The sequence below is a fragment of the Cellulosimicrobium sp. SJTW-1 genome (genome assembly GCF_047716875.1).
GTDB classification, from domain to species: Bacteria; Actinomycetota; Actinomycetes; order Actinomycetales; family Cellulomonadaceae; genus Cellulosimicrobium; species Cellulosimicrobium funkei.
Genome location: NZ_CP136680.1, coordinates 1141758 through 1157107 on the forward strand (window position 1 = coordinate 1141758; position 15350 = coordinate 1157107).

28 protein-coding genes are annotated in these 15350 nt (G+C 69.3%); all 28 read left to right on the top strand.

All coding sequences use genetic code 11. From position 1 onward, the window contains the following. The first annotated feature begins 304 nt into the window (after positions 1-304). The 28 genes from rpsJ to rpsK all read left to right on the top strand — a co-directional run bounded on the left by rpsJ (position 305) and on the right by rpsK (position 15168). On the top strand, positions 305-613 hold the full coding sequence (rpsJ, locus tag RSE42_RS05135) for a 30S ribosomal protein S10 (RefSeq protein ID WP_012867945.1): 309 nt from the start codon (positions 305-307) through the stop codon (positions 611-613). A 14-nt stretch (positions 614-627) separates the two neighbouring features. Then, the gene (rplC, locus tag RSE42_RS05140) at positions 628-1290 is read left to right on the top strand and encodes a 50S ribosomal protein L3 (protein ID WP_415298058.1); all 663 of its coding nucleotides are present in this window, start codon (positions 628-630) and stop codon (positions 1288-1290) included. A gap of 5 nt (positions 1291-1295) precedes the next feature. Then, entirely contained in the window at positions 1296-2000 is a 705-nt protein-coding gene (gene rplD, locus RSE42_RS05145; RefSeq protein WP_034654917.1) for a 50S ribosomal protein L4, read from the top strand. Further along, complete coding sequence (gene rplW / locus RSE42_RS05150) at positions 1997-2287, top strand: 50S ribosomal protein L23 (RefSeq protein ID WP_021479876.1); 291 nt, start codon at positions 1997-1999, stop codon at positions 2285-2287. The genes rplD and rplW overlap by 4 nt, the downstream gene beginning before the upstream one ends. Positions 2288-2318: 31 nt before the next feature. Then, complete coding sequence (rplB, locus tag RSE42_RS05155; protein WP_021479877.1) at positions 2319-3155, top strand: 50S ribosomal protein L2; 837 nt, start codon at positions 2319-2321, stop codon at positions 3153-3155. A gap of 15 nt (positions 3156-3170) precedes the next feature. Continuing rightward, positions 3171-3452 carry a 30S ribosomal protein S19 gene (gene rpsS, locus RSE42_RS05160; RefSeq protein ID WP_021479878.1) on the top strand — a complete coding sequence of 94 codons (282 nt, stop codon included), beginning with the start codon at positions 3171-3173 and terminating at the stop codon, positions 3450-3452. A gap of 58 nt (positions 3453-3510) precedes the next feature. Continuing rightward, positions 3511-3882 carry a 50S ribosomal protein L22 gene (gene rplV / locus RSE42_RS05165; RefSeq protein ID WP_021479879.1) on the top strand — a complete coding sequence of 124 codons (372 nt, stop codon included), beginning with the start codon at positions 3511-3513 and terminating at the stop codon, positions 3880-3882. Next, positions 3882-4727 (top strand): 30S ribosomal protein S3, encoded by an 846-nt coding sequence (gene rpsC / locus RSE42_RS05170; RefSeq protein ID WP_034654910.1) that lies wholly within the window; start codon positions 3882-3884, stop codon positions 4725-4727. The genes rplV and rpsC overlap by 1 nt, the downstream gene beginning before the upstream one ends. A 3-nt stretch (positions 4728-4730) precedes the next feature. Beyond that, complete coding sequence (gene rplP / locus RSE42_RS05175) at positions 4731-5150, top strand: 50S ribosomal protein L16 (protein WP_021480428.1); 420 nt, start codon at positions 4731-4733, stop codon at positions 5148-5150. Further along, positions 5150-5386, top strand: coding sequence for a 50S ribosomal protein L29 (rpmC, locus tag RSE42_RS05180; protein WP_021480429.1), 237 nt, complete (start codon positions 5150-5152; stop codon positions 5384-5386). The genes rplP and rpmC overlap by 1 nt, the downstream gene beginning before the upstream one ends. A gap of 11 nt (positions 5387-5397) precedes the next feature. Further along, positions 5398-5688, top strand: a complete 291-nt coding sequence (gene rpsQ, locus RSE42_RS05185; protein WP_021480430.1) for a 30S ribosomal protein S17 — start codon at positions 5398-5400, stop codon at positions 5686-5688. A gap of 206 nt (positions 5689-5894) precedes the next feature. After that, the gene (rplN, locus tag RSE42_RS05190; RefSeq protein WP_021480431.1) at positions 5895-6263 is read left to right on the top strand and encodes a 50S ribosomal protein L14; all 369 of its coding nucleotides are present in this window, start codon (positions 5895-5897) and stop codon (positions 6261-6263) included. A gap of 2 nt (positions 6264-6265) precedes the next feature. Next, positions 6266-6607: a 50S ribosomal protein L24 gene (gene rplX / locus RSE42_RS05195; protein ID WP_021480432.1), complete on the top strand. Its 342-nt coding sequence runs from the start codon at positions 6266-6268 to the stop codon at positions 6605-6607. Next, the gene (gene rplE, locus RSE42_RS05200; RefSeq protein ID WP_021480433.1) at positions 6607-7176 is read left to right on the top strand and encodes a 50S ribosomal protein L5; all 570 of its coding nucleotides are present in this window, start codon (positions 6607-6609) and stop codon (positions 7174-7176) included. The genes rplX and rplE overlap by 1 nt, the downstream gene beginning before the upstream one ends. 1 nt (position 7177) lies before the next feature. Further along, the gene (locus RSE42_RS05205; RefSeq protein WP_021480434.1) at positions 7178-7363 is read left to right on the top strand and encodes a type Z 30S ribosomal protein S14; all 186 of its coding nucleotides are present in this window, start codon (positions 7178-7180) and stop codon (positions 7361-7363) included. A gap of 81 nt (positions 7364-7444) precedes the next feature. After that, positions 7445-7843, top strand: a complete 399-nt coding sequence (gene rpsH, locus RSE42_RS05210; RefSeq protein ID WP_021480435.1) for a 30S ribosomal protein S8 — start codon at positions 7445-7447, stop codon at positions 7841-7843. A gap of 19 nt (positions 7844-7862) precedes the next feature. Next, a complete protein-coding gene (gene rplF, locus RSE42_RS05215) occupies positions 7863-8399 on the top strand; it encodes a 50S ribosomal protein L6 (protein ID WP_021480436.1) in 537 nt (178 codons plus the stop codon). A 2-nt stretch (positions 8400-8401) separates the two neighbouring features. Continuing rightward, entirely contained in the window at positions 8402-8773 is a 372-nt protein-coding gene (rplR, locus tag RSE42_RS05220; protein WP_021480437.1) for a 50S ribosomal protein L18, read from the top strand. Between the two features lie 40 nt (positions 8774-8813). Beyond that, complete coding sequence (rpsE, locus tag RSE42_RS05225; RefSeq protein ID WP_021480438.1) at positions 8814-9470, top strand: 30S ribosomal protein S5; 657 nt, start codon at positions 8814-8816, stop codon at positions 9468-9470. Beyond that, positions 9470-9652 (top strand): 50S ribosomal protein L30, encoded by a 183-nt coding sequence (gene rpmD, locus RSE42_RS05230; protein ID WP_021480439.1) that lies wholly within the window; start codon positions 9470-9472, stop codon positions 9650-9652. Before rpsE ends, rpmD begins: the two co-directional genes overlap by 1 nt. 2 nt (positions 9653-9654) lie before the next feature. Next, positions 9655-10209, top strand: a complete 555-nt coding sequence (gene rplO, locus RSE42_RS05235) for a 50S ribosomal protein L15 (protein WP_074808895.1) — start codon at positions 9655-9657, stop codon at positions 10207-10209. Positions 10210-10519: 310 nt separating this feature from the next. Then, complete coding sequence (secY, locus tag RSE42_RS05240; RefSeq protein WP_021480441.1) at positions 10520-11818, top strand: preprotein translocase subunit SecY; 1299 nt, start codon at positions 10520-10522, stop codon at positions 11816-11818. Positions 11819-11868: 50 nt separating this feature from the next. Beyond that, complete coding sequence (locus RSE42_RS05245) at positions 11869-12426, top strand: adenylate kinase (RefSeq protein ID WP_114552598.1); 558 nt, start codon at positions 11869-11871, stop codon at positions 12424-12426. Positions 12427-12466: 40 nt separating this feature from the next. Beyond that, positions 12467-13303: a type I methionyl aminopeptidase gene (gene map, locus RSE42_RS05250; RefSeq protein WP_396050700.1), complete on the top strand. Its 837-nt coding sequence runs from the start codon at positions 12467-12469 to the stop codon at positions 13301-13303. 303 nt (positions 13304-13606) lie between these two features. Continuing rightward, a complete protein-coding gene (gene infA, locus RSE42_RS05255; RefSeq protein WP_012867920.1) occupies positions 13607-13828 on the top strand; it encodes a translation initiation factor IF-1 in 222 nt (73 codons plus the stop codon). A gap of 96 nt (positions 13829-13924) precedes the next feature. Next, the gene (gene rpmJ, locus RSE42_RS05260; RefSeq protein WP_009740505.1) at positions 13925-14038 is read left to right on the top strand and encodes a 50S ribosomal protein L36; all 114 of its coding nucleotides are present in this window, start codon (positions 13925-13927) and stop codon (positions 14036-14038) included. Between the two features lie 237 nt (positions 14039-14275). Continuing rightward, positions 14276-14650: a 30S ribosomal protein S13 gene (gene rpsM, locus RSE42_RS05265; RefSeq protein WP_021479758.1), complete on the top strand. Its 375-nt coding sequence runs from the start codon at positions 14276-14278 to the stop codon at positions 14648-14650. Positions 14651-14763: 113 nt separating this feature from the next. Then, positions 14764-15168, top strand: coding sequence for a 30S ribosomal protein S11 (gene rpsK, locus RSE42_RS05270; RefSeq protein ID WP_021479759.1), 405 nt, complete (start codon positions 14764-14766; stop codon positions 15166-15168). Positions 15169-15350: the final 182 nt, after the last annotated feature.

The following is a 15350-nucleotide window of genomic DNA, read 5'->3' on the forward strand; positions in this document are numbered from 1 at the left end:
CAGTGTGTTGAACCGGTCCTCTCGCCGAGGGCCAGGACCCCGGGACTTCTCTCGGGTCTGCGGGTTGAGCTCTCTGTGTCGCCATGGATCGAGTACCCCGCGGAACACACGTTCCGACAGGCTCGCACAAACGTTGTGGTCCGGTTCGCGGAGCCGTGCGTCAGCACGGAACCCGGCGGGAGTCCACATATCCAACGGCCCTGCGCCTCTCGGCGTGTGCGCCCAGGTGCGTCGCGACTACGCGACACGCCCGAGCGCGGGGGTCGGACAGCTAGCGGTTCGAGAGAGAGAGTCAGACGACGCCATGGCGGGACAGAAGATCCGCATCCGGCTCAAGTCCTACGACCACGAGGTCATCGACAGCTCGGCGCGCAAGATCGTCGACACGGTGACGCGCGCTGGTGCAACGGTCGTGGGTCCGGTGCCGCTGCCGACGGAGAAGAACGTCTTCTGCGTCATCCGGTCGCCTCACAAGTACAAGGACAGCCGCGAGCACTTCGAGATGCGCACGCACAAGCGGCTGATCGACATCATCGATCCCACGCCGAAGGCGGTCGACTCGCTCATGCGTCTCGACCTGCCGGCTGACGTGAACATCGAGATCAAGCTCTGAGGCTGGAGGACATCATGACTACCCCCCAGCAGAACGCGCGCCCGGTCACCGCGGTGCTCGGCACGAAGATCGGGATGACGCAGCTCTGGGACGAGGCCGGGCGCCTCGTGCCCGTCACCGTCGTCGCGGTCGGCACGAACGTCGTGACGCAGGTGCGCACGTCGGACGCCGACGGCTACGCCGCCGTGCAGCTCGCCCACGGCCAGATCGACCCGCGCAAGGTCACGAAGCCGCTCAAGGGCCACTTCGAGAAGGCCGGCGTCACGCCGCGTCGTCACGTCGCCGAGGTCCGCACCACCGACGCCACCGAGTACTCGCTCGGCCAGGAGATCACCGCGGAGGCCTTCGAGGCCGGCGCCGTGGTCGACGTCGTGGGCACGACCAAGGGCAAGGGCACCGCCGGTGTCATGAAGCGTCACGGCTTCTCCGGCGTGGGTGCCTCCCACGGCTCGCACCGCAACCACCGCAAGCCCGGCTCGATCGGTGGGGCCTCGACCCCGTCGCGAGTCTTCAAGGGCCTGCGCATGGCCGGTCGGATGGGCAACGTCCGTCAGACCACCCAGAACCTGACCGTCCACGCGGTCGACGCCGAGAAGGGTCTGCTGCTCGTCAAGGGCGCGGTTCCCGGCCCCAAGGGCGGCGTCGTCCTCGTGCGCAGCGCCGCGAAGGGAGCGTGAACCCCATGTCCGCTCTGACCGTTGACGTGCTGGACCCCAAGGGCAAGAAGGCCGGCACCGCCGAGCTCCCCGCCGAGGTGTTCGACGTCGAGCTCAACGTCCCGCTGATCCACCAGGTCGTCGTCGCCCAGCGTGCTGCCGCACGCCAGGGCACCCACGACACCAAGTCCCGCGGCGAGGTCCGCGGTGGTGGTCGCAAGCCGTACAAGCAGAAGGGCACCGGCCGCGCCCGCCAGGGTTCGACCCGTGCGCCGCAGTTCGCCGGCGGTGGCGTCGTCCACGGCCCCACGCCGCGCTCGTACGACCAGCGGACGCCCAAGAAGATGAAGGCCGCCGCGCTCCGCGGTGCCCTCTCGGACCGCGCCCGCAACGGCCGCGTCCACGTGGTGACCGGCTTCGGCGTCGACGGCGTGCCGTCGACCAAGACCGCCGTCACGACGCTCGCCAAGCTCTCCGGGCGCAAGCACGTCCTCGTCGTCACCGAGCGTGGCGACGAGCTGACGATCAAGTCGCTGCGGAACGTCGAGCAGGTCCACCTCCTGGTGGCCGACCAGCTCAACACCTACGACGTGCTCGTCTCCGACGACGTCGTCTTCACGCAGGGCGCGCTCGACGCGTTCCTGACGGGCCCGGCCACGGGTCGCTCCGCGAAGGCCGTCGCCACCTCCACCGAGGCGGACGAGACTGCTGCCGAGGAGGCCGCGAAGTGACCACCGTGACCAAGGACCCCCGTGACGTGATCCTCGCGCCGGTCGTCTCCGAGAAGAGCTACGGCCTGCTCGACGAGGGCAAGTACACGTTCGTCGTCGACCCGCGGGCCAACAAGACCGAGATCAAGATCGCCGTCGAGCAGATCTTCTCGGTCAAGGTCGCCTCGGTGAACACGATCAACCGCAAGGGCAAGACGCGTCGCACGCGTTTCGGCCTGGGCAAGCGCAAGGACACCAAGCGTGCGATCGTCACCCTCCGCGAGGGCACGATCGACATCTTCGGCTGAGCCGACGAGAGCAGATTGAGGACAGATCCCCATGGGAATCCGTAAGTACAAGCCGACGACGCCCGGCCGCCGCGGCTCGAGCGTCGCCGACTTCGCCGAGATCACGCGCTCGCAGCCGGAGAAGTCTCTGGTCCGCCCGCTCTCCAAGAGCGGCGGCCGCAACAGCTCCGGTCGTATCACCACCCGTCACAAGGGTGGTGGCCACAAGCGTGCGTACCGCGTGATCGACTTCCGTCGTCACGACAAGGACGGCGTGCCGGCGAAGGTCGCGCACATCGAGTACGACCCCAACCGCACCGCGCGCATCGCGCTCCTGCACTACGCGGACGGCGAGAAGCGCTACATCGTCGCGCCGGCCAAGCTCAAGCAGGGCGACGTCGTCGAGGCGGGCGCGGGCGCGGACATCAAGCCCGGCAACAACCTGCCGCTGCGCAACATCCCGACCGGTACGGTCATCCACGCCATCGAGCTCAAGCCCGGTGGCGGCGCGAAGATCGCCCGCTCGGCCGGTGCGTCCGTGCAGCTCGTCGCCAAGGACGGGCCGTACGCGCAGCTGCGCATGCCCTCCGGCGAGATCCGCAACGTCGACCTGCGCTGCCGCGCGACGGTCGGCGAGGTCGGCAACGCCGAGCAGTCGAACATCAACTGGGGCAAGGCCGGCCGCATGCGCTGGAAGGGCAAGCGCCCGACCGTCCGCGGTGTCGCCATGAACCCGATCGACCACCCGCACGGTGGTGGTGAGGGTAAGACCTCCGGTGGTCGCCACCCGGTGAGCCCGTGGGGCCAGCCGGAGGGTCGTACCCGCCGTCCCAACAAGCCGAGCGACAAGCTGATCGTGCGTCGTCGCCGTACCGGCAAGAAGCGCTGATAGGAGCCTGGAGACATGCCTCGTAGCCTGAAGAAGGGCCCCTTCGTCGACGACCACCTGCAGAAGAAGGTGGACGCTCAGAACGAGAAGGGGACCAAGAACGTCATCAAGACCTGGTCCCGTCGGTCGGTCATCACGCCCGACTTCCTCGGTCACACGTTCGCCGTGCACGACGGTCGCAAGCACACGCCGGTGTTCGTCACCGAGTCGATGGTCGGCCACAAGCTCGGCGAGTTCGCTCCCACGCGGACCTTCCGCGGCCACGTGAAGGACGACAAGAAGGGTCGTCGCCGCTGACCCCCGGGTCAGTCTGGTGACGACCTGGACGGTCAAGAGACAAGAAGGCAGGACAGCAATGGAAGCCAAGGCGCAGGCGCGGTTCGTCCGTGTCACGCCCCAGAAGGCCCGGCGCGTCGTGGACCTCATCCGTGGCAAGCAGGCCTCCGAGGCCGTCGCGGTGCTGAAGTTCGCACCGCAGGCGGCGAGCGAGCCCGTCCGCAAGGTCGTGGAGAGCGCCATCGCCAACGCCCGGGTGAAGGCGGACCGCGCGAGCGAAGCGTTCGAGGAGCAGGAGCTCGTCGTGCGTGAGGCGTTCGTCGACGAGGGCCCGACCCTCAAGCGTTTCCGCCCCCGGGCCCAGGGCCGTGCGAACCGCATCCTCAAGCGCACCAGCCACATCACCGTGGTCGTCGCTCCGCGTGAGAACACGAAGGGAAGTGCCCGATAGTGGGACAGAAGGTTCACCCGCACGGGTACCGCCTCGGCATCACCACCGACCACCGGTCGCGCTGGTTCGCCGACAGCACCAAGCCCGGCCAGCGGTACCGCGACTACGTCCGCGAGGACGTCCAGATCCGCAAGCTCATGAGCACGGGTCTCGAGCGCGCCGGCATCTCCAAGGTCGAGATCGAGCGCACCCGTGACCGCGTCCGCGTGGACATCCACACGGCGCGCCCGGGCATCGTCATCGGCCGCCGCGGCGCCGAGGCCGACCGCATCCGCGGCGAGCTCGAGAAGCTCACCGGCAAGCAGGTGCAGCTCAACATCCTCGAGGTGAAGAACGCCGAGACGGACGCGCAGCTCGTCGCGCAGGGCATCGCCGAGCAGCTCGCGAGCCGCGTCTCGTTCCGTCGTGCCATGCGCAAGGGCATCCAGTCCGCGCAGCGCGCCGGCGCGAAGGGCATCCGCGTGCAGGTCTCCGGCCGCCTCGGTGGCGCGGAGATGAGCCGGTCGGAGTTCTACCGCGAGGGTCGTGTGCCGCTGCACACGCTGCGCGCGTACATCGACTACGGCTTCTTCGAGGCCCGCACCACGTTCGGCCGCATCGGCGTGAAGGTGTGGATCTACAAGGGCGACGTCACCGAGAAGGAGTTCGCCGCGCAGCAGGCCACGGCCGCTCCGCGCCAGGGCCGTGGCGGCCCGCGCGGTGAGCGCGGCGGCGACCGTCGTGGTGGCGGCCGTCGTCCCGAGCGTTCGGCCGAGCGGACCCCCGCGTCCGAGTCGCCGGCGGCGCCCGAGCAGGCTGCTCCCGCCGCGGAGGCGAAGGCCCCTGAGACCGGAACGGAGGCCTGAGTCATGCTGATCCCGCGCAGGCTCAAGCACCGCAAGCAGCACCACCCGTCGCGCTCCGGCGCGGCGAAGGGTGGCACCCAGATCTCGTTCGGCGAGTACGGCATCCAGGCTCTCGAGCCGGCGTACGTGACGAACCGCCAGATCGAGGCTGCTCGTATCGCGATGACCCGCCACATCAAGCGTGGCGGCAAGGTCTGGATCAACATCTACCCGGACCGTCCCCTGACCAAGAAGCCTGCCGAGACCCGCATGGGTTCCGGTAAGGGTTCGCCCGAGTGGTGGGTCGCCAATGTCAAGCCCGGCCGGATCGTCTTCGAGCTGGCGGGTGTCCCGGAGGACCTGGCTCGCGAGGCCATGCGCCGCGCGATCCACAAGCTCCCGATGAAGTGCCGTTTCGTGGTGCGCGAGGGTGGTGGCAACTGATGGCAATCGGAACGAAGGGGCTCGCCCCCGTCGACCTCGACGCCATGGACGACGAGACGCTCGTCGCCGAGCTCAAGAAGGTCAAGGAGGAGCTCTTCAACCTCCGCTTCCAGTCGGCCACCGGCCAGCTGGAGAGCCACGGGCGCCTCAAGGCCGTCCGCCGCGACATCGCGCGGATCTACACGATCCTGCGTGAGCGCGAGCTCGGCATCCGAACCGCGCCGAGCGCCGAGTGAGTGAGGCTGGAATGAGCGAGAACGCAACGAACGCGCCCGAGGCGGCCGAGGAGCGCGCGCACCGCAAGACGCGCCGCGGCTACGTCGTGAGCGACAAGATGGACAAGACCGTGGTGGTCGAGGTCGAGGACCGGGTCAAGCACCCGCTCTACGGCAAGGTCATCCGCCGCACGAGCAAGGTCAAGGCGCACGACGAGCAGAACTCTGCCGGCGTGGGCGACCTGGTGCTCATCATGGAGACCCGCCCGCTGTCCGCGACCAAGCGGTGGCGCCTCGCGGAGATCCTCGAGAAGGCCAAGTGATCCACCGGTCGTGACGGGCGGGCCCCGGCTCGCTCGTCACGACCGCTCTCGTGCCGCACCGCGGTGCGGCAACCAGTGAGGACAGGTCGGGCGGGTCCACCGCCCGGTCCTGGCCGGTTCACCCGCGAGGGACCCGGCACTGACAGCTATCCGTTCGGCAAGGCTCGCCCACGGCGAGAACCGGCTCGACGACAGGAGTTCATTACATGATCCAGCAGGAGTCGCGACTTCGTGTCGCCGACAACACGGGTGCCAAGGAGATTCTCTGCATCCGTGTTCTCGGTGGCTCGGGCCGTCGCTACGCCGGAATCGGCGACGTCATCGTCGCAACCGTCAAGGACGCGATCCCGGGCGGCAACGTGAAGAAGGGCGACGTGGTCAAGGCCGTCGTCGTCCGCACCGCCAAGGAGCGCCGTCGTCCGGACGGTTCCTACATCAAGTTCGACGAGAACGCCGCCGTGATCCTCAAGAACGACGGCGAGCCGCGCGGGACGCGCATCTTCGGCCCGGTCGGGCGCGAGCTGCGCGACAAGCGGTTCATGAAGATCATCTCGCTGGCTCCGGAGGTGCTCTGACCATGGCCAAGATCAAGAAGGGCGACCTCGTCGTCGTCATCGCGGGCAAGGACAAGGGCAAGCAGGGGCGCGTCCTCGAGGTGCTCACCGACCGTGACCGCGTCATCGTCGAGGGCGTCCAGCGCGTCACCAAGCACACCAAGGTCGGCCAGTCGCAGCGCGGCACGCGGACCGGTGGGATCGAGACCGTCGAGGCCCCGATCCACATCAGCAACGTGATGGTCGTCGACCCGGAGACCAAGAAGGGCACCCGCGTCGGGTACCGCACCGAAGAGGTCGAGCGTGACGGCCGCAAGCGCACCGTGCGCGTGCGTGTCGCCAAGCGCTCCGGGAAGGACATCTGATGAGCACCGAGATCGTCGCCCCCGAGGTGCCCCGCCTGAAGCAGCGCTACCGCGAGGAGATCGTCGCCGGTCTGCGCGAGGAGTTCGGGCACGAGAACGTCAACCAGGTCGCCCGCGTCACGAAGATCGTCGTGAACATGGGTGTCGGTGACGCCGCCAAGGACTCGAAGCTCATCGAGGGCGCCATCCGCGACCTGTCCGCGATCACCGGCCAGAAGCCGCAGGTGACCAAGGCCCGCAAGTCCATCGCGCAGTTCAAGCTGCGCGAGGGCATGCCGATCGGCGCGCACGTCACGCTGCGCGGCGACCGCATGTGGGAGTTCCTGGACCGCCTGCTGTCGATCGCCCTGCCGCGCATCCGCGACTTCCGCGGCCTGTCGCCCAAGCAGTTCGACGGGAACGGCAACTACACGTTCGGCCTCACGGAGCAGTCGATGTTCCACGAGATCGACCAGGACAAGATCGACCGTGTCCGCGGTATGGACATCACGATCGTGACCACGGCGACGACCGATGACGAGGGCCGCTCCCTGCTGCGCCGTCTCGGCTTCCCCTTCAAGGAGAACTGACATGGCGAAGAAGGCCCTGATCAACAAGGCGGCCGCCAAGCCGAAGTTCGCGGTCCGCGCCTACACCCGGTGCCAGAAGTGCGGTCGCCCGCACTCGGTGTACCGCAAGTTCGGCCTGTGCCGCATCTGCGTGCGCGAGATGGCCCACCGTGGTGAGCTTCCGGGCGTCACCAAGAGCAGCTGGTAACAACTACGTCGTAGGTCCTGGCGGAGCGCGTCGCTCGACGCGCCCCGCCCGGATACCACGTCGAGGAAGGGCTAGAGCCCGATGACGATGACCGACCCGATCGCAGACATGCTGACGCGTCTGCGGAACGCGAACTCGGCTTACCACGAGACGGTGACCATGCCGTACTCGAAGCTGAAGTCGCACATTGCCGAGATCCTCCAGGCCGAGGGCTACATCTCCGGCTGGAGCGTCGAGGACGCGACGGTGGGCAAGAACCTCACCATCCAGCTCAAGTTCGGCCCGAACCGTGAGCGCAGCCTCGCCGGCGTGCGCCGCGTGTCGAAGCCCGGCCTGCGCAAGTACGTCAAGTCCACCGAGCTGCCGAAGGTTCTCGGCGGCCTGGGCGTGGCGATCCTGTCCACGTCCTCCGGTCTGCTCACCGACAAGCAGGCCGCCACGAAGGGCGTGGGCGGCGAAGTCCTCGCCTACGTCTGGTAACCCGGAAAGGAGATACGCCATGTCTCGAATCGGCAAGATCCCCGTTCCGGTTCCCGCCGGAGTGGACGTCACCATCAGCGGCGCGCTCGTGACCGTGAAGGGCCCCAAGGGCTCGCTCGAGCACCACGTGCCCGCCCCCATCCAGGTCGCTCAGGAGGACGGCACCCTCGTGGTGTCGCGCCCGAACGACGAGCGCGAGTCCCGCGCGCTGCACGGCCTGACCCGCACCCTCCTGGCGAACCTCGTCCAGGGCGTGACGCAGGGCTACGAGAAGAAGCTCGAGATCGTCGGCACCGGTTACCGCGTGACGGCCAAGGGCTCGGACCTCGAGTTCGCCCTCGGCTTCAGCCACCCGGTCGTCGTGACCCCGCCCGCGGGCATCACGTTCGCGGTCGAGAGCCCGACGAAGTTCTCGGTCTCCGGCATCGACAAGCAGCAGGTCGGCGAGATCGCAGCGAACATCCGCAAGATCCGCAAGCCCGAGCCGTACAAGGGCAAGGGTGTGCGTTACGCCGGCGAGGTCGTCCGCCGCAAGGCTGGAAAGGCTGGTAAGTAACGATGGCTCTGAAGGTTCTCGGCAAGGGCAAGGCCGTCGCGCGTCAGCGCCGGCACCTGCGCCTGCGCAAGAAGATCAAGGGGACCGCCGGTCGTCCGCGCCTCGTGGTGACGCGTTCCACGCGTCACATCACGGCTCAGGTCGTGGACGACACGATCGGTCAGACGCTCGCGTCGGCCTCGTCGCTCGAGGCGGACCTGCGTGCGCTCGACGGCGACAAGAGCGCCAAGGCCCGCAAGGTCGGCGAGCTCGTCGCCGAGCGTGCGAAGGCCAAGGGCGTCGACTCCGTCGTCTTCGACCGTGGTGGCAACAAGTACCACGGTCGGGTCGCTGCGGTCGCCGACGGCGCTCGCGAGGGCGGTCTGTCCCTGTGACGACGCCGACCATCCCCACACGGAAGCAAAGGATTCTCTGATGGCTGCAGGGCAGCGCAGCAACACCGGCGCCCCCACGGGTGCCGCCAACGAGTCGAGCGACCAGAACGCGCGCGGGGGGCGCCGCGACGACCGTCGCGGTGACCGTCGCGACGGTCGCCGTGGCGACGCAGCCGAGAAGAACGCCTTCGTCGAGCGCGTCGTCACCATCAACCGCGTCTCCAAGGTCGTCAAGGGCGGCCGCCGCTTCAGCTTCACCGCGCTCGTCGTGGTGGGCGACGGCGACGGCACCGTCGGCGTCGGCTACGGCAAGGCGAAGGAGGTGCCCGCGGCGATCGCCAAGGGTGTCGAGGAGGCCAAGAAGAACTTCTTCAAGGTCCCGCGCATCCAGGGCACCATCCCGCACCCCATCCAGGGTGAGGCCGCCGCCGGCGTCGTGTTCCTCCGTCCGGCCGCTCCGGGTACCGGTGTGATCGCCGGTGGTCCGGTGCGCGCCGTGCTGGAGTGCGCGGGCATCCACGACGTGCTGAGCAAGTCGCTCGGCTCGTCCAACGCGATCAACATCGTGCACGCGACCGTCGAGGCCCTGCGCAACCTGGAGCAGCCTGAGGCTGTCGCCGCGCGCCGTGGTCTCCCGCTCGAGGACGTGGCCCCGGCCGCGCTCCTGCGTGCCCGTGCTGCGGGGGTGAACGCCTGATGGCCAGGCTCAAGGTGACCCAGACGAAGTCCGCCATCGGCGGCAAGCAGAACCAGCGCGACACGCTGCGCACTCTGGGCCTCAAGCGGATCGGCGACACCGCCGTGAAGGAGGACCGCCCGGAGATCCGCGGCATGGTCGCGACGGTGGCGCACCTCGTCACCGTTGAGGAGGTCGAGTGACCATGGCTGAGAAGGCCACCAAGGAGACCGCCGAGGCTCCGAAGAAGAAGACCGCTGCGAAGGCGTCGGCTCCGGCGAAGGCCGAGCAGACCCCCGCGCAGACCGAGGGTGCCGGCGGCACGCTCAAGGTCCACCACCTGCGTCCGGCTCCCGGCGCCAAGAAGGCCAAGACCCGCGTGGGTCGTGGTGAGGCGTCGAAGGGTAAGACGGCGGGCCGCGGTACCAAGGGTACGAAGGCTCGTTACCAGGTTCCCGAGCGCTTCGAGGGTGGGCAGATGCCTCTGCACATGCGCCTCCCGAAGCTGCGCGGCTTCAAGAACCCGTTCCGCACCGAGTACCAGGTCGTGAACCTGGACAAGCTCGCGGCGCTGTACCCCGAGGGTGGCCAGGTCACCGTCGAGGACCTCGTCGCGAAGGGCGCGGTCCGCAAGGGCCAGCTCGTGAAGGTGCTCGGCACGGGTGAGATCACCGTCAAGCTCGAGGTCGCGGTCGACGCCCTCTCGGGCGCGGCTCGCGAGAAGATCCTCGCGGCCGGCGGTTCGGTCTCGGAGGACTGACACACCTGGACAGGGCCGGTGGCGCGTACGCGCCGTCGGCCCTGTCCGCGTCTGAGGGTGCCTCCCTGCACGACCCGTGGTCCGTCCGGCAGCGCACCACGGTCTAGACTCTCCGACGGCTGTCTCCCCGCACCCCGGGGGTGACCGCCGTCACTCCCAGGTCCACGGCCGGCCCGTCCGGTGATCGGGACCGACTTGCCGTTCGACGCGGCGCTACGGCTAGGGTGCCTCTTGGCGCCCGTGCCGTGCGTCACACCTCGCCGGGCCTCCCGGCGACACGACATCCCGCCTCGGCGGGCCAGGAGGATAGGTGCTCAGCGCATTCGCCCGGGCTTTCCGGACGCCCGACCTGCGGCGCAAGCTGCTGTTCACGATCGCGATCATGGCGATCTTCCGGGTGGGGTCGTTCATCCCCACGCCCGGCGTGGACTACCCCAACGTGCAGCAGTGCATCGCGGAGACCGCCGACGGCAACGACCTGCTCAGCCTGGTCAACCTCTTCAGCGGCGGCGCGCTGCTCCAGCTGTCGATCTTCGCGCTCGGCATCATGCCGTACATCACCGCGAGCATCATCGTCCAGCTGCTGCGCGTCGTGATCCCTCGCTTCGAGGCGCTCCACAAGGAGGGCCAGTCGGGCCAGGCGAAGCTCACGCAGTACACGCGCTACCTGACGATCGCGCTCGCCATCCTCCAGTCGACGACCGTCATCACGACGGCGCGCAACGGCCTGCTCTTCCAGGGCTGCTCCGTCGACGTCATCCCGGACGCCAGCTTCGTCACGATGGCCCTCATGGTCATCACGATGACCGCGGGCACCGGCCTCATCATGTGGCTCGGCGAGCTCATCACGGAGCGCGGCGTCGGCAACGGCATGTCGCTGCTCATCTTCACGTCCATCGCCGCGAGCTTCCCGACCGCCCTGTGGTCGATCGCCGGCGGCGCGAACGGCGCGACGAACTTCATCATCATGATCGCGGTCATCGTGCTCGTCATCGGGCTGGTCGTGTTCGTCGAGCAGTCGCAGCGCCGCGTGCCGGTGCAGTACGCCAAGCGCATGGTCGGTCGCCGGATGTACGGCGGCTCGAGCACCTACATCCCGATCAAGATCAACATGGCGGGCGTCATCCCGGTGATCTTCGCGGCCTCGCTGCTCGCGGTCCCGGGCCTCATCGCGCAGTTCGGCGACCAGAGCGCCGACTGGGTGATCTGGATCAGCACCAACCTGGCCGACCCGTCCGCGCCGCTGCACATCCTGCTGTACGTGCTGATGATCCTGTTCTTCTGCTTCTTCTACACGTCGATCACGTTCAACCCGGACGAGGTCGCGGACAACATGAAGAAGTACGGCGGCTTCATCCCGGGCATCCGTGCCGGCCGGCCCACCGCCGAGTACCTCGACTACGTCATCACCCGCATCACCTCCGCGGGTGCCATCTACCTCGCGCTCGTCGCACTGCTGCCGACGCTGGTCCTCATCGGGCTCGGCGTGAGCACGAACATCCCGTTCGGTGGCTCCTCGATCATCATCGTCGTCGGCGTCGGCCTGGAGACGGTCAAGCAGATCAACTCCCAGCTGCAGCAGCGCCACTACGAAGGGTTCCTCCGTTGAGCAACGCCACCGACGGCCAGTCCGCCGCGCGCCCCGCGCGCCTCGTCATCATGGGCCCGCAGGGCGCGGGCAAGGGGACGCAGGCCGCCCGGCTCGCCGAGCAGCTGTCCATCCCGGCGATCTCGACCGGCGACATCTTCCGGGCGAACATCAAGGGCGGCACGGAGCTCGGCCGCCTCGCGCAGGAGTACACCGCGAAGGGCGACCTCGTCCCCGACACGGTGACGAACGCGATGGTCCGCGACCGTCTCGCGCAGGACGACGCCGCGCAGGGGTTCATCCTCGACGGCTACCCGCGCAACGCGGCCCAGGTCGTCGAGCTCGACGCGATCCTCGCCGACCTGGGCGTCGCGCTGGACGGCGTCGTGGAGCTCACCGCGGACCGCGACGAGCTGCTCGCGCGCCTCGCGAAGCGCGCGGAGATCGAGGGTCGCGAGGACGACACGGAGGAGGCCATCGCGCGCCGCCTCGACATCTACGCGGAGCAGACGGCGCCGCTCACCTCCGCCTACGCGGACCGCGGCCTGCTGGTGCGCGTCGACGGTATCGGCGACATCGACGAGGTCACGGGCCGCATCGTGTCGGCGTTGACCGCGCTCGTCGGCTGAGCGCCCGCACGTCTTTCCGTCGGTTCTGAGGAGCAGCAGGGTGTTCGGTCGCGAGCGCATCGAGTACAAGACGCACGACCAGGTCCGGTCCATGCGCAGCGCCGGCCTCGTCGTGGCGCGTGCGCTCGGGACGGTGCGCGACGCCGTCCGCCCGGGCATGACGACCGCCGACCTCGACGCGCTCGCCGCCGCGGTCATCGCCGACGCCGGGGCGACGCCGTCGTTCCTCGGGTACGAGGGCTACCCGGCGTCGCTCTGCGTGTCGGTGAACGACGAGGTCGTCCACGGCATCCCCGGGCCGCGCGAGCTGCGCCCGGGGGACGTCGTCTCCGTCGACTGCGGGGCCGTCGTCGACGGCTGGCACGGCGACTCGGCGGTCTCGTTCGTGCTCGGCGAGGGCGACCCGCGCGACGAGGCGCTCGTCGAGGCCACGCGCCGCGCCATGTGGGCCGGGATCGCCGCCCTCGCGACGAGCGAGCGGCTGTGCGACGTCGGGGCCGCCATCGAGGACTCGGTGCGTGTCTCGGGGGAGTCGGACGGCGTGACCTACGGCATCGTCGAGGACTACGTCGGCCACGGGATCGGGTCCGCGATGCACCAGCCCCCGGACGTCCCGAACTACCGCACGCGCGAGAAGGGCCCGCGGCTGCGCCCGGGCATGTGCCTCGCGATCGAGCCGATGCTCACGCGGGGCGAGCGGTTCACCGAGGTGTGCGAGGACGACTGGACGGTCGTGACCGACGACGGCACCCGTGCCGCACACTGGGAGCACAGCGTCGCGATCCTCGACGAGGGCATCTGGGTCCTCACCGCGCCCGACGGCGGCGCCGCGGAGCTCGCGGAGCTCGGCGTGCGCGTCGCGCCGCTCGCGGCCTGACCGCGCACCGGCCCGTCGCGGGCCGCCTCGCTCCCGTCCGGCAGCGCCCGACGGCACCCGGCACGACGGGGGAGTGACGCGTCGCACCGCGCGCACGGCCCGCCACGGTTTCCCGTCCCTTGCCGGATGCCGTAGGATGGTCCGTCGGGTGTAGTCCGTGCACGTCGTTCATCCGGCCCCCGTCCCTCGGGACCCGGGCGACCGACCACCGCACGCGGCTCCACGCACCTCCCACGATCGGACGACCCTCGGGTCGGGCGTGCGCGGGAGTCCTAGCAGTTCAGACGAGAGTTAGCGGAGGACATGGCAAAGAAGGACGGTGTCATCGAGATCGAGGGCAGCGTGGTCGAGGCCCTGCCGAACGCGATGTTCCGCGTGGAGCTGGCCAACGGGCACAAGGTTCTCGCGCACATCTCGGGCAAGATGCGCCAGCACTACATCCGGATCCTCCCCGAGGACCGGGTCGTGGTCGAGCTGAGCCCGTACGACCTGTCCCGCGGCCGGATCGTCTACCGCTACAAGTAGTCGTCACGCGTCCACCCACTCACCCGCCTCGCACCCGGGACCACCGGGGCCGCTCGTCGGTCGCGCCCGGAGCGGGGCACCACTGAGGGAACGAAGATGAAGGTCAAGCCCAGCGTCAAGAAGATCTGCGACAAGTGCAAGGTGATCCGCCGGCACGGTCGCGTCATGGTGATCTGCGAGAACCTGCGGCACAAGCAGCGCCAGGGCTGAGCCCTCACCTGCGCCACGGGTGACGGTCCTCCGGGACCGCGGTCACCAGGCCGCCCGTCACGACGACGGCCGGCCACCAGCGCACCACCACGAACCTGCTCGGCACCCCGGACGCGAGTCCGGGAGGAGAACGCCACAGGCAGGGGAACCCCCGGCTCGGAGGCCGGGGCCCACGGAGCTCCCCGTGGGAGGGCGGTGCGACAGACCTCCGACGAAGCACGAGGAGCCGAAAGGCACATGGCACGTCTCATCGGCGTCGACCTCCCCCGCGACAAGCGGCTCGAGGTCGCGCTCACCTACATCTACGGCGTCGGCCGTACCCGCGCCCAGCAGACGCTGGCCGCCACCGGCATCAGCCCGGACGCCCGCGTGAAGGACCTCGGCGACGCCGAGCTCGTCGCTCTTCGCGACTACCTCGAGGGCAACTACAAGCTCGAGGGTGACCTCCGTCGTGAGGTGGCCGCCGACATCCGCCGCAAGGTCGAGATCGGCACCTACCAGGGCCTGCGTCACCGCCGCGGCCTGCCCGTGCGCGGCCAGCGCACGAAGACCAACGCGCGTACGCGCAAGGGACCGAAGCGCACCGTGGCCGGCAAGAAGAAGGCCCGCTGAGCCAGTCCGCAGGGCGGGCCCTGCTCGCGCACTGACGCGGACCTCACGGTCCGTCCCGTGCCGGGTGGAGATCCCCGCGGTCAGACCACCTCAGACCAGGAGAGAAGAAGGACATGCCTCCCAAGACTCGCGCCGCCGCTGGGCGCAAGCCTCGTCGCAAGGACAAGAAGAACGTCCCCGCCGGCCAGGCGCACATCAAGAGCACGTTCAACAACACGATCGTGTCGATCACGGACCCGTCGGGCGCCGTGATCGCGTGGGCCTCCGGCGGCGACGTCGGCTTCAAGGGCTCCCGCAAGTCGACCCCCTTCGCCGCCGGCCTCGCGGCCGAGGCCGCTGCCCGCAAGGCGCAGGAGCACGGCATGAAGAAGGTCGACGTCTTCGTCAAGGGCCCGGGCTCGGGTCGCGAGACGGCGATCCGCTCGCTGCAGTCGGCCGGCCTCGAGGTCGGCTCGATCCAGGACGTGACGCCGCAGGCGCACAACGGGTGCCGGCCGCCCAAGCGTCGTCGCGTCTGACCCTCGTCGTCGGCGTGCCGTCGACGGGCCGCCCGGTCACCGACCGGCCGAGCCCGTCGACGGCGCCCGTCACGGGGCAGCCGCCTCCTGACGGGGTCGACGCACCCTTCCCGGCCGGGTGGACAGAGTCCCGGCCGGGGCCGCGTGCCGCAGGCACGCACCTCGCCTTGAACCGTGCAGCG